Annotated in this window: 13 protein-coding genes and 1 riboswitch; of the genes, 10 read left to right on the top strand and 3 right to left on the bottom strand. The window is 64.1% G+C overall.

What is annotated here, in order from left to right:
• Window positions 1-75 precede the first annotated feature (75 nt).
• Window positions 76-720 carry a VOC family protein gene (locus ABD687_RS19235; protein WP_264268137.1) on the bottom strand — a complete coding sequence of 215 codons (645 nt, stop codon included), beginning with the start codon at window positions 718-720 and terminating at the stop codon, window positions 76-78.
• A gap of 165 nt (window positions 721-885) precedes the next feature.
• A riboswitch (SAM riboswitch) is annotated at window positions 886-1,001 on the top strand.
• 74 nt (window positions 1,002-1,075) lie between these two features.
• Between ABD687_RS19235 and ABD687_RS19240 the strand changes: the two genes are divergently transcribed.
• On the top strand, window positions 1,076-2,419 hold the full coding sequence (locus ABD687_RS19240) for a bifunctional o-acetylhomoserine/o-acetylserine sulfhydrylase (RefSeq protein WP_302262706.1): 1,344 nt from the start codon (window positions 1,076-1,078) through the stop codon (window positions 2,417-2,419).
• Between the two features lie 2 nt (window positions 2,420-2,421).
• Complete coding sequence (gene metX, locus ABD687_RS19245) at window positions 2,422-3,594, top strand: homoserine O-acetyltransferase MetX (protein WP_264268598.1); 1,173 nt, start codon at window positions 2,422-2,424, stop codon at window positions 3,592-3,594.
• Window positions 3,595-3,734: 140 nt separating this feature from the next.
• On the opposite strand, the gene ABD687_RS19250 is transcribed toward metX, so the two are convergent.
• Window positions 3,735-4,595, bottom strand: coding sequence for an SGNH/GDSL hydrolase family protein (locus tag ABD687_RS19250; protein ID WP_310288834.1), 861 nt, complete (start codon window positions 4,593-4,595; stop codon window positions 3,735-3,737).
• 92 nt (window positions 4,596-4,687) lie between these two features.
• Between ABD687_RS19250 and ABD687_RS19255 the strand changes: the two genes are divergently transcribed.
• The 3 genes from ABD687_RS19255 (at window position 4,688) to ABD687_RS19265 (ending at window position 6,859) form a co-directional block, all read left to right on the top strand.
• Window positions 4,688-5,344, top strand: a complete 657-nt coding sequence (locus tag ABD687_RS19255; RefSeq protein WP_310288832.1) for an alpha/beta hydrolase — start codon at window positions 4,688-4,690, stop codon at window positions 5,342-5,344.
• 106 nt (window positions 5,345-5,450) lie between these two features.
• Window positions 5,451-6,512 carry a hypothetical protein gene (locus ABD687_RS19260; protein WP_310288829.1) on the top strand — a complete coding sequence of 354 codons (1,062 nt, stop codon included), beginning with the start codon at window positions 5,451-5,453 and terminating at the stop codon, window positions 6,510-6,512.
• On the top strand, window positions 6,509-6,859 hold the full coding sequence (locus ABD687_RS19265) for a GntR family transcriptional regulator (protein WP_310288825.1): 351 nt from the start codon (window positions 6,509-6,511) through the stop codon (window positions 6,857-6,859). The genes ABD687_RS19260 and ABD687_RS19265 overlap by 4 nt, the downstream gene beginning before the upstream one ends.
• 34 nt (window positions 6,860-6,893) lie before the next feature.
• Here ABD687_RS19265 and ABD687_RS19270 read toward each other — a convergent pair whose 3' ends face one another.
• Window positions 6,894-7,121, bottom strand: a complete 228-nt coding sequence (locus ABD687_RS19270; protein WP_264268130.1) for an RNA-binding S4 domain-containing protein — start codon at window positions 7,119-7,121, stop codon at window positions 6,894-6,896.
• 144 nt (window positions 7,122-7,265) lie between these two features.
• On the opposite strand from ABD687_RS19270, the gene ABD687_RS19275 reads away from it, so the two are divergent.
• The 5 genes from ABD687_RS19275 to ABD687_RS19295 all read left to right on the top strand — a co-directional run bounded on the left by ABD687_RS19275 (window position 7,266) and on the right by ABD687_RS19295 (window position 12,548).
• The gene (locus ABD687_RS19275; RefSeq protein WP_310288822.1) at window positions 7,266-8,246 is read left to right on the top strand and encodes a DMT family transporter; all 981 of its coding nucleotides are present in this window, start codon (window positions 7,266-7,268) and stop codon (window positions 8,244-8,246) included.
• Window positions 8,243-9,232, top strand: a complete 990-nt coding sequence (locus ABD687_RS19280) for a DMT family transporter (RefSeq protein WP_377700369.1) — start codon at window positions 8,243-8,245, stop codon at window positions 9,230-9,232. The genes ABD687_RS19275 and ABD687_RS19280 overlap by 4 nt, the downstream gene beginning before the upstream one ends.
• 177 nt (window positions 9,233-9,409) lie before the next feature.
• Window positions 9,410-10,003 carry a carboxymuconolactone decarboxylase family protein gene (locus ABD687_RS19285; RefSeq protein WP_310288817.1) on the top strand — a complete coding sequence of 198 codons (594 nt, stop codon included), beginning with the start codon at window positions 9,410-9,412 and terminating at the stop codon, window positions 10,001-10,003.
• Window positions 10,004-10,240: 237 nt separating this feature from the next.
• A complete protein-coding gene (locus ABD687_RS19290; RefSeq protein ID WP_264268127.1) occupies window positions 10,241-11,626 on the top strand; it encodes a glycine--tRNA ligase in 1,386 nt (461 codons plus the stop codon).
• 4 nt (window positions 11,627-11,630) lie between these two features.
• On the top strand, window positions 11,631-12,548 hold the full coding sequence (locus ABD687_RS19295) for a GNAT family N-acetyltransferase (RefSeq protein ID WP_264268126.1): 918 nt from the start codon (window positions 11,631-11,633) through the stop codon (window positions 12,546-12,548).
• Window positions 12,549-12,750: the final 202 nt, after the last annotated feature.

Here is a 12,750-nt window from a genome sequence, read left to right on the forward strand (position 1 = left end):
GGATCCCCGACAATCCGGGGATCCTGGCGTTCTGTCTGCCGTAACTTCAGGCTAGTGCTTCCCATGACTGCTTTGTTACAGCGTGATGGGACCCGTGGGAGTTTCAAACGTTACCGAAAGGATTCCCGGCGTCCCGTTCGGCGCTTGCCAATCGACAACAACGTCGCCAACGGGCAACTGCTCGGGTTGTCCGAGCCAGTCGGCGACCCGTTCGCTGGAGCCGGCGATGCAGATTGAGGAAATTTTCCCCACAGGATCCAGTGCCTTCGAGGGGTGCAGATCCTCGGTGCCCTCATCCCAGCGAAGCATGTAGGGAACCTGCGGGTCCGCAATCAGGCCGTTGATGCCGATCTGGCGCCAGGTCAGTTCCCGTCCATCGGGGAATTTCCGGTTTCCCGGTACCGAGCCGCGGCCCAGGCGTGCCTCGGCAGGAGCCAAGTCGTCAACAGCGACGCACCACCCCATCCAGCCACCTCCGAGTTCGGAGCGGGCGCGAACGGCCTGGCCAAACGGTGCCTTGTCAGACGACGGGTGGTTGAGTACTTCGACAACTTCCAGGTACTGGTTGTTCTTCAGCGGGAAGATGACATTGCGCGTACCAAAACGTGGGTGCACACCGCCCTTTACTGATTCGAGTCCAAGAACCGCGCCGATCCTAGCGGCAGTTGCCGCTAGACCGTCGGGTCCACAAGCGTAAGTTACATGGTCGAGCCTCATCATGTGCCCATCATGGCACTTTGTGATCTGGCTCTCGACTTAGGTTGACCTAACTTGCGTTTCAGTTGGTCGTTTTAAACGTCTGCGGCTAGTGCGATTGCCGCCAACTTGTCACAATTTGAGATGTGGTTGCGAACATGTGAAGCCCTGGGCCAGACTTATTGACAAGGTCATGAGTTTCAGCAGAAAGCCCCGGCTTGCTGAACGGCAACCCTCCGCCGCGGTGGGGTGCCCCGGGTGAAGACCAGGCCCCACGTCAAAACGACGTGGGACAAGCGCGGGAATGCCCCTAGCCAAGACACGGCCACCGCCGGAGTCGGCTTCGGGCATACCCCCTAGAATCCTTGAAGGGGAAGATATGTCTAACAACTGGTCCTTTGAAACCCGCCAGATCCACGTGGGACAGGAGCCCGACTCCGCAACCGGTGCACGAGCACTGCCCATCTACCAGACGTCGTCATTCGTGTTTCCGAGCGCCGAAAGCGCCGCTGCACGTTTTGCACTGGCCGAGCTCGAGCCGATCTACACGCGTATCGGAAATCCCACGCAGGACGCCGTTGAGCAGCGCATTGCCAGCCTCGAAGGTGGAGTTGGCGCACTGCTGTTGGCCTCGGGACAAGCTGCCACCACCTATTCGATCCTGAACCTTGCCGAGGCCGGAGACCACATCGTGGCCAGCCCGAGCCTCTACGGCGGAACCCAAAACCTGTTCAAGCACTCGCTGCGCAAGCTGGGCATCGAAGTCACCTTTGTTTCGGACCCGGATGACCTGGAAGGCTGGCGATCAGCCGTCCAACCCAACACCAAGGCGTTCTTCGGCGAAGTGGTTTCCAACCCGCGCCAGGACGTGCTGGACATCGAAGCCGTTTCCGCCATTGCGCATGAGGCAGGTGTGCCGCTGATCGTTGACAACACCTTGGCCACGCCGTTCCTGATCCGCCCGATCGAGTGGGGAGCCGACATCGTGGTCCATTCCGCCACCAAGTACCTCGGTGGACACGGAACGGCAATCGCCGGTGTCATTGTTGACTCGGGCAATTTCGACTTTGCCGCCGACCCGCAGAAATTCCCCGGCTTCAACACCCCCGACGAGTCGTACAACGGCCTGGTCTTCGCCCGGGACCTCGGCGTCAACGGTGCACTAGGCGCCAACCTTGCCTACGTCCTCAAGGCACGCGTGCAACTGTTGCGCGACCTCGGGTCGGCAGTTTCCCCGTTCAATGCATTCCTGATTGCCCAGGGGCTGGAAACGCTGTCGCTGCGCATGGAGCGCCACGTCTCCAATGCCGTGGAAGTTGCACAATGGCTGGAGACACAACCACAGGTGCAGCGCGTCCACTACGCGGGGATCGAATCCAGCGCGTGGTTCGAGCGCGGGCGCAAGTATGGACCCAAGGGCATTGGCGCCATTGTTTCGTTCGAGATTTCCGGCGGGAGCGAAGCGGGCCAGGGCTTTGTCGATGCGCTGACGCTGCACTCCCATGTCGCCAACCTGGGCGACGTGCGTTCGCTGGTTATCCACCCGGCGTCGACGACCCACGCGCAACTCACCGAGGAGGAGCAGGTTGCCGCAGGCGTGTCCCCGGGACTTGTCCGCTTGAGCGTCGGCATTGAGAATATTGCCGACATCATCGGCGACCTGAAGGTTGGCTTCGAATCAGTGGCCACCTCTGCCGATGTTGAATTTCAGGGTACCCGGTGAGTGTGGAGACAAACGTGGTCCTTTATGACGCAGAAACGGCAGCGGCGTTGGACTACGCCCCCGACGGCATCCTGCAGCACCTGAAAACCGGTTCCTATACGTTCGAGACCGGTGCGACGCTGCCGGAAATCGTACTGGGATACGAGACCTGGGGCACGTTGAATGCAGATGCCTCCAACGCCGTCCTCATCGCCCATGCACTGACAGGCGATAGCCATGTCGCCCGTGGAGCCTCGACGGAACCCGGCTGGTGGGACGGATTTGTGGGACCGGGCAAGACGGTGGACACCGATAAATATTTCGTGGTTGCAGCCAACATGGTCGGCGGTTGCTCCGGCAGCACCGGCCCGGCCAGCCTTGACCCGGACGGGGTCCCCTGGGGATCACGGTTCCCCTTCACGACCATCAAGGATTCGGTGCGGCTGGAGGCACGCCTGGCCGACGAGCTGGGTATCGCTGCGTGGCACACGGTGCTGGGTGGATCCATGGGCGGTGCCCGTGCCCTGGAGTGGGCCGTCGAATTCCCCGAACGCGTCAGGAACTGCGTGGTGGTGGCGGCTTCGGCCGAGTCCTCGGCCGAGCAGATCGCCTTCGCACAGGCGCAGACCGCCGCCATCAAGTTGGACCCGGAGTTCGCCGGCGGCGATTACTACGCCAACGAGCTCATTCCGTCGGCCGGGTTGGGGATTGCCCGGCGGATTGCCCACATCACCTACCGGACAGCGACGGAACTCGACGTTCGGTTCGGGCGGATGCCGCAGGGCGACGAACTGCCTGTCTCAAGTCCCGGTCTTGACCGCGGTCGATACCAGGTGGAAAGCTACCTGGACCACCAGGCAAGCAAGTTGGTGGGCCGCTTCGACGCCAACAGCTATTTGGTGCTGACCGAGGCCCTCATGAGCCATGACATTGCCAGGGGCCACGAGTCCATCGAGGCCGCCCTTGCGCGACTGGCAGAGGTAAATGTCCTGGTGGCTGCCGTGGATTCGGACCGCCTGTATTGGCCCGAGCAGTCTGAGCGACTTGCCGCGTTGCTGCCGAATCCCTGCAAGGTCCAGTACATCACCTCGCCGATTGGCCACGATGGCTTCCTCACCGACATCGAGCAACTTGGCGATGCCCTGGGCGAGCGCGTTTTCGTCCGGGAACCCGACATTCAGGCCGACGCCGGGTAGCTCAAGGGGCATGGTCCGGTTGGGAGATGCAAGTCAGGCTGTGCGCGGATCCTGGTCGGTAAGGGACTTCAGGCGCGCCTGCGAATTTTCATCTCGCAGGGTATAGCCGTGGCAACACGCGGACCCTGTCGCCGAGGGGCTCAGATCGCGGGACCGTTGCCGAGGGACGAGTTGGGCGGCTGCTCGGTAAAGGGAGTGGCGAGCGGTCGTTTCGGCAGGACGCCGTCACCGGAGGACTGGTGGCGGAGGCGGCGCAGTACCCATGGCGCCAGATGCGTGCGCGCCCAGATCAGGTCGTCGCGACGGGCATCGCGCCAGTTCTTGATCTCGGCCTCGGACGGTTCGAGCGGTTTCAGCTGGTGCGGGACGTTCAGTGCATCCAAGGCCATTGCCGCGATGGTGTGGTGGCCCAGAGGCGAGAAATGCAATCGGTCATCCGCCCACATGCGCGGTTGGTGCAACTCGCGCAGCGACCACATGTCCGCCACCACCGCATCGTAGCGGGCCGCGATCGTGCGCACGTTTTCGTTGTAGATGGCGACCTTGCCCCGGATTCCGCCCAATACGGGGGTGTCTCGGATATCGGGTCCGGTGAAAAGCAGGATCGTGGCATTAGAGGTGGCCAATACGCGCATGAGCGCGTCGAGCTTGTCGGCGATGGCATCAGGGTCGCCGCCCGGGCGAATCACGTCGTTGCCGCCGGCGCACAGGCTGATGAGGTCCGGCTTCAGCTCCAGTGCGGGCCCCGCCTGCTCGTCAAAGATCTGGGTGATGAGTCGTCCCCGAATGGCCAGGTTGGCATAGGCAAAATCATTGACACCCTCGCTGAGCTGTTCGGCAACCCTGTCAGCCCAGCCGCGGTAGTTCCCGGGGCTGCGGGGGTCGTCATCGCCAACGCCTTCCGTGAAGGAATCCCCCAGGGCGACGTAGCGACTCCACGGATGCCTTCCGGTGCTCGGTGGGGTCGAAGCTGCGGAAGGTGTTTCAATCACGTTGTTCACGAAGATCTTCTTATCAAAGAATACGTAAGTTACCTAAGCGTAGATTTCTTGGTGGATCGCCGAATGCTGCTATCTTCTGCTTGACTGGTCTGGTGAGCGAAACAAGTTGGAACCCCACTGTCATTTGGTCCCGTCCGGAATCCGAACGCGCCGGCACCCCGCTGCTGGTGCTTTTGCACGGCTACCTCTCCAATGAAGAGGACCTCATGGGGTTGGCCCCCATGTTGCCCGAGGAATTCACCATTGTCTCGGTTCGGGCCCCGCAGTCCTTGGGTCCGGGATACACCTGGTTCCCGCTGATGCAGGACCTGGATTATTCATTTAATGCCGTCAAGAACTCCATCTCCGACTTGTGGTCTTGGCTTGAGCCGGTCAGCAAGCAGCATTCATCGGTGAGCCTACTGGGATTCTCCATGGGCATGGCCGTGGCCACGTCCCTGCTACGGCACCGACCCGATGCGATCTCCACGGTCATCGGCCTTTCCGGTTTTGCCGTGCCGGAAGAGGGCGAGGGATTCTTCCACGACGAGAAGCTCAAGGAAATGCGGAAGCCGGTGTTCTGGGGCAGGGACCAGGCCGATCCGGTCATCACCCAGGACAAGATCGAATACACGCATGCCTGGGCGACTAGTGACGTCCACGTCACCAAGGTGCTTTATACCAACATGTTCCACTCGGTGAACGCGCAGGAAATGTCCCATGTGCACGAGTTCCTGAGCCATGTCGTGCTCAAAGGGGCAAAAATCTAGGTTTTTTGTACCTTCCCATTGACACAAGAAGCGGCCACCTGTTTGTATTACTTTATTGATACAAGCGGGTGGCTGTTTGGCTCCCGGTCCAACAACGGGAGCCACCATGATCAACGGATTCGCCCTACTGCTGCTCCTTGGCTTCTCGGTCGGCATCGTCCTGCTGGTCAGACGAAACATCGTCAGCCAGAAACGCTCCGACTTGCTATCGCTTGCCGCCGCCGGCACCTTCGTCGAGCGGGCCAACGCAGGCAGGGTGCTGCGGAGCCTGCGGGCACGCACCGTCGCTGCACTGGCGGTGATGGCCTTGGGCGGCGCCGCGGCGTTGGTCCTTCACGCGGAATACCCTGGTGCGGCCGGGCTGCCCCTGGCCGCCGCCCCCGCATGCATGTGGATCCTGGCCTCCTTGGTCTTCGTGGCCTGGCGCCTCCCGCACGAGTTCTCGGACATCTCCCCGGAATCGTCGCTGCACACCAGCGCCGAACTGACGCCGCGTTCGACTGGAATGTTCGGCCCGGCATGGGGGATCGTGATGCCGGCTGTGCTGCTCGGGGCATCGGCCGCGGGTCTCATCCTTGCAGGGATCCTGTCGGGACCGGACGAACGGGGGCGCTTCCGCAACCTCCCGTATGTATCGGCCGGTGGCGCGGAACTTGACCAGAACATGGTCGTGGCCCAAGTCCAGCTGGGAGCCGGATCGATTGGGCCCTTTCCGGGGTGGTACTACGGACTCCCGGTGCTGGCGCTGCTGTTGTTGGGAGCCGGGCTGGGCCTGTGGGCACTGAGTTCCAATGCCCGTCGCCCGCGGATGCGCGGGCTGCGACTGCGTGCCTTCGACGATGCGGTGCGGACCAATGTCGGCTACGTCATCAGCACGGGCTTCAGCGCGATGCTCTGCTTCCAGGTCGCGCCCTTGCTGCTGTTCGCGGCCTCGGCCCTGCACGGATCCGGAATGAACGCGCCCTACGTCGTGGGCCAGGTCCTCGACGAAGGCCGCGTGCCCGGCATGACTGCGGATCCATTGCTGAGCGCGCTGGCGATGGCCATGGCTGTGGTCGCGTTGTTGCTGCTGATTGTTGGCGCCGTCCTGCTGGTGCGGTTGCTGGGGTGGGTGGGGGCTACCGTGCGCCCGCTGCGGTTCCCCGCGACGGCCGGGGCCATTGCATGATCACCCTGGACGCATCGCATCCCAGCGGACCCGCCGAACAGGTCCGTGCGCAAATAGCGGCGCTGATCCAGTCGGGGGAGCTGGATGCGGACGAACGGTTGCCGTCGGTGCGCCAGTTGGCCGGTGACCTGCGGGTGGCGGCTGGAACGGTGGCCAAGGCCTACAAGGAACTGGAGGCCGCAGGACTGGTGCGCACGGGACGCGCCAACGGTACTCGCGTGAATCCCGGCCAGTTGCTCGACGCCCCGGCTTTAAAAGAAGTTCGGCGTCTTGTGGCAGCCGCGCGGAATGCGGGCATGAGTTTGGATGATGTGCAGGGAATCGTGGCGGTTACCTGGAACGCATGATTCCGGTCGCCCGCCCGCCCGGGGCAGACTGTTGCTAGGCGGACTCCACGCGGACGGACTCGCCGTTGACGGTTACGGTGTCGCCATTGCGGATCTGGGCGCCGCGGCGCGTCTCGATTTCGCCGTTGACCTTCACCAAGCCATCCTCGATCAGCTGCTTGGCGTGTAATCCGTCGTCGGCCAACGATGCCAGTTTCAGCAGTTGACCCAGTCGAATCGACTCGTCGCGGATTTGGATGGGGAATGTTTCGGAATTTGCCATGTATCCATCATGGCGCATCGTTCGACCGCATATGCACGAGGAGAGGGTGGCAGGCGGGTTTTGTGGTGTTGGCGACATAATGGCGCTGTCTCGGGGGCTTCGCAGTAGGTTGCACTAGTAGGAAACCCGTCCCCAAGGAGATCAGTGGCACGCCCCGAATCGCAAGCACATGCAGTCCCCTTGGCGCTGGCCGCGTCGGCCGGGATGCTGATGCCCCTGCAGGCCTTGATCACTTCCGAGGGCGCAGGGTTCCTCGGCGGGTACCTTTCAGCGGCTCTACTCAGCGCGCTCACGTCCCTGGCCTGCCTCTTGGTGGCGAGCGTGGCGATTCCCGGGGCCCGTGCGGGGTGGAGAAAATTCGGTTCCGTGTGGCGCGACCGCACCATCCCGAGTTGGTTCCTGCTTGCCGGACTGGTCGGCTCGTATTACATGGTTGCCCAGGCCATGAGCGTGGGCAGCATCGGCTTGGCCCTATTCGCCGTCGCGGTTGTCGGAGCCAGGACACTGTCGAGCATCGTCATCGACATGATCGGGTTCAGCCCGGCGGGGAAGCAGCCGGTGACCCGCATCCGACTCCTTGGCGCGGGGCTCTTGGTCATTGGCGCGGTGATTGCCGCCTGGGGTACGGGAGCGCAGGCGGCCGAATCGCCCCAGGCACTTATTGCCCTGGCCGTCGCTGCCGGGGCAGGACTCCTGGTCAGCTTCCAGCAATCCATGAATGGCCGTGCCGGGAAGGCCTATGGCTCCACCACCACCGCGACGGCAATCAACTACTTGGCAGCCGCTGCCGGGTTGCTGGTGGCCATGGCACTCGCGGCCGTTCTTCAGATTGAATCATTCGGGTTCTCCCATGCGCCGCTGTGGTGGATGTACTTTGCCGGGCCGCTGGGCATCCTCTTCGTTGTCACAGGTGTCACCTTGGTTCCCCGGCTCGGTGCCCTGCTTTTGGGCATGGGGCTGGTGACGGGGCAATTGGTCGGTTCCCTCGTCATGGACCTGGTCATATCGCCCGAATTGGTTGGCGCCAACGAAATCGTCGGAACCCTGGTCACGCTGCTGGCTGTCCTGGTGGCCTCGTGGCAACCCAACGGGCGACCACGCTGGAAGACACTGAAGTCATCATGATTTCATCGCCGGCTCACGCACCGCGCAAGGAACGCTCCCTGGCGCCGCTCTATGTGGCGACCGCCGTGGTGGCCGGGTTGGCGATGCCAATCCAGAGCCGCATCAACGGCGCCCTGGGGCTCCGGCTGGGGGATCCGGTGGCCGCCTCGCTGGTCAGCTTCACCACCGGACTCATCGTGCTGGCCATCGCCTCGCTGCTGTTGCCCGGTGCGCGCGCCGGGGCCATGGCGATCCCGCGCGCCCTGCGCGAGAAGCGCTTCCCCCTCTGGTACCTGGCCGCCGGCTGTGTCGGCGCGTTCGTGGTGATCTCCCAGACGCTGACGGTGCCGCTGCTGGGCGTCGCCCTGTTCACTGTCTCCATTGTCACGGGCCAGACCATGGGTTCATTGCTGGTTGACGGCATCGGCTTCGGGCCAGGCGGGCGGCGGCGCATCAGCATGCTCCGCGCGCTCGGCGCCGGATTGACCATTGTCGGAGTCATCTGGGCCGTGAGCCCCAGGATGGGGTCGGCCGGGTCCATCGCCTCCTTGCTGCTTCCGATGGCCATACCGCTGGTGGTCGGCTTCCTCATGGGGTTCCAGTCCGCGGCCAATGGCGTCCAGGCGCAGGCCTACGGGACACCGGTGGCGGCAACGCTGGTGAACTTCTTCGTCGGCGGGGCCATGCTTGCGCTCCTGCTGCTGGTGCGCATGCCGCTGGTCGGGCTTCCGGAGTCCCTGCCCGCCCAGTGGTGGTACTACCTGGGCGGCCCGCTGGGATGCGTGTTCATCGGACTTTCGGCGTTCCTGGTCAGGCACCTGGGCGTGCTGCTGACCGGACTTGGCATGATCTGCGGCCAACTCGTGGGATCGCTGCTCATCGACGTTCTCGTTCCCGCGCCCGGAGCCGTGATCAACGGCGCGACGATCGCCGGGACGCTGTTGACGCTTGCAGCCGTCGCGCTGGCCTCGATCCCCTTTGGCAGAATGCTCCGGGCGCGGAAATAACCGCACCCGCCGTCACCCTGGCGGCGAGGGACCCGACAGGGGATGCCCGGAAACTTGGGGCATCGGCCCCATGTGCCTGCGGGGCCGACCGTTCTAGGATCGCGCCAACAGGGAAAACGGAACGGGCATGGAAGCGCGGCCGAATCCCTGTCGTTGGGAACCGGGAGGCACCACGCCATGAGTATTCTTCACACAGCCGGCGAGGACGAAGTGCAGGGCGCCGTCGCCGCTGCGTATGCCGCCGATCGCTCCGCCTTGGGGTACGTCCCCAGCCACACCAAGGTCCTGGCCATTAATCCCGAGGCCTTCGAGGCATGGAAAGCCCTGCAGGGGTCGATCGCGAAATCCATGGGCATGCGCCGCTACGAACTGGTGACCCTGGCCGCGGCGCTGGGCATCGGATCTCGGCATTGCCGTCTGGCCCACGGAAACAAGTCACTGAAGTACTTCGATGAGCAGGAACTGCTGCGCATCGCCAGGGACTACCGCACCGCCGGCCTGGAGGACGCCGAGGTCGCCATGATGGACTTCGCCGTGAAGCTGAGTACCGATTCGGCCGCCATGGGGGAAGTCGACAGCCGGCGACTGCGCGATCTCGGCTTCTCCGACCGGGAAATCGTTGACATCACGCTGGCGGCGGCGGCCCGGAACTACCTCAGCCGGATCCTGCAGGCCCTGGACGTGGACGTCGACGTGCCGCCGACACTCAGCAAGGAAATGCGCGGCGCCCTGCTGGACCCGCTGGATACTCGACTGCCTGTTGCCGACTGATTCTGCCCCCGACGGGGACCTCGATGTCGGGGAATCCGCGGCGGTGATTCGCTATGTGCACCCCGCGGCCGAAGGGGTCCCGGACCTCATCCGGTGCGGGAGTGCAGGGGTGGCCCGCATCATGGGCCGTCGGCCATCGGGACGCTCGAACTTCGCAACCCAAACACGTTAGGCTGGGCGAGTATGTTTTCGCCCAACGGACCGCAACCAGCGGCCTCGTGAACCATTGGAGTTGTTATGGCGCCTCAGTCCAAGCTCGATCAAGTCATCTCCCTCGCCAAACGGCGCGGCTTCGTCTTCCAGGCCGGTGAAATCTACGGCGGATCCCGCTCCGCATGGGACTACGGACCCCTGGGCACCGAACTGAAGGAAAACATCAAGCGCGAATGGTGGCAGACCTTTGTGCGCGGGCGCGAGGACATGGTGGGCCTGGATTCCTCCATCATCCTGCCCAAGGCCGTCTGGGAAGCCTCCGGCCACGTCGCCACCTTCACCGACCCGCTGGTCGAGTGCACCTCCTGCCACAAGCGCCACCGCGAGGACCACCTCATCGAGGCCTTCGTGGCCAAGAAGAAGCGCCAGCCGGTCGACGGCATGAGCGAAATCGCCTGCCCCGATTGCGGCACCAAGGGCCAGTTCACCGAACCCCAGCTCTTCTCCGGCCTGGTCAAGACGTTCCTGGGCCCGGTCGACTCGGCCGCCGGCATGCACTTCATGCGCCCGGAAACCGCCCAGGGCATCTTCGTGAACTTCAACAACGTGCTCACCGCTTCGCGCAAGAAGCCGCCGTTTGGCATCGGCCAGATCGGCAAGGCCTTCCGCAACGAGATCACGCCCGGAAACTTCATCTTCCGCACCCGCGAGTTCGAGCAGATGGAAATCGAGTTCTTCACCGCCCCCGAGGACGCCCCGGCGTTCTTCGACAAGTGGGTCGAGGACTGCTGGGCCTGGTTCCTGGATTTGGGCATCAACGAGGAGAACCTGCGCCGCTTCGACGTCCCCGAGGACGAGCGCGCCCACTACTCGGCCGGCACCATCGACTTCGAGTACCGCTTCGGCTTCCAGGGTTCGGAATGGGGCGAGCTCATGGGTGTCGCCAACCGCACCGACTACGACCTGACCAGCCACTCCAAGGGCTCGGGCACCGAGCTGAGCTACTTCAACCAGGCCACCGGCGAACGCTACACCCCGTACGTGATCGAGCCGTCCTTCGGCCTGACCCGTTCGATGATGGCCTTCCTGGTCGATGCCTACGTCGAGGACGAGGCCCCGAACGCCAAGGGCGGGGTGGACAAGCGCACCGTGCTCAAGCTCGATCCGCGCCTGGCCCCGGTCAAGGCCGCGGTGCTGCCGCTCTCGCGCAACGAGGACCTGTCCCCGAAGGCCAAGGCGCTGGCCGCCGAGCTGCGCAAGACCTGGAACATCGACTTCGACGATGCGGGTGCCATTGGCCGCCGCTACCGCCGCCAGGATGAGATCGGCACCCCGTTCTGCATCACCGTGGACTTCGACACCCTCGAGGACCAGGCGGTGACCATCCGCGACCGCGACACCATGACCCAGGAACGCGTCGCCCTGGACAAGGTGCGCACCTACCTGTCCGAGCGCCTCAACGGAGCCTAGGACCATGTCGACACTCCAATTCCGGCCTTGGCGTGACGGGGACGACCTGGCGCTGCTGGAGATCTTCGGCGACCCGGCATCCCCGCATGCCCACCAGGACCGGACCATGTTCCGGGCCGATTCCGACGCGCCGTTCAGCCGGGCGCTGGTGGCCACCGACGAAGGGATCGCGGTCGCGGCGGGCGTGGTCTTCGCCTCGACGCTGCACCCGACGCGCCTGTGGCTCTACGTCGAGGTGGCGCGCGAACACCGGCGCACCGGGGTGGGCACCGAGCTGGTGGCGCGCCTGCGCGCCCTGCTGCCGCCGGGGCACCCGGCCGAGCTCAAGGCCCGCTACACCCGGACCGCCGGGACCGACGCCGTGGCTGCGGCCGGGTTCTGCGCGTCGCTGGGCATGAAGGAAATCCAGGTCGCCCGCGACGTGGTCGTCGAGCCAGGCGGGTTGAAGCTGCCGTTGTTCGAGGACGACGGGCTGACCCTGGACGACATCGCCACCGGCAGCGTCGAGCTGACCCAGCTCGTCGTCAAGTTCTACAACGCGACCCATCACTGGGACCCGGCAAACATGACGCTGGGCAGTGCGCAGAAGATGCTGCTGGACGACGCGACCGGCGCCCAGGGCGTGATCGTGTTCCGCGACAAGCCCAAGGCCAAGGGCGGGAAGATCCTCACCTTTGCCATCAGCTACACCCCGGCGCGCGCCGATGCGCCCGCGGACGTGCTGCTGGGCTGGAACCCGGAGCTGGGCCTGGACGAGTCCGCGGAGCCGATCCGCGGGATGCTCGCCATGCTGGCGCACCAGTACCCGGTGAAGTTGGAGGTCGACGGTTCGATGGTGGTGCTCTCCTCGCTGGTTGACGCGCTGGTTCGAGCCGACCATGCAACGGTCACCGCAACCACGCACATCGTGGCCACCGCGTAGCTTCACCGCAGCAACGTCGATGGCGTCGGATGCGTCCCCTTGAGGGGGGAGCATCTGGCGCCATTGTCACGTTCGGGAGAAGTTTGGTTGCATCTTGTGTCAGGACCTTGACACAAGATGCAACCCCCCTGTTGTATTGTCCCAGTGGTACAAGTGGACGGGGAGTTGCCCGTCCCGGATGCTTGGGGTGAAAGGTGGGGAA

Origin of the sequence: Paeniglutamicibacter sulfureus (assembly GCF_039535115.1) — a bacterium.
GTDB classification, from domain to species: Bacteria; Actinomycetota; Actinomycetes; order Actinomycetales; family Micrococcaceae; genus Paeniglutamicibacter; species Paeniglutamicibacter sulfureus.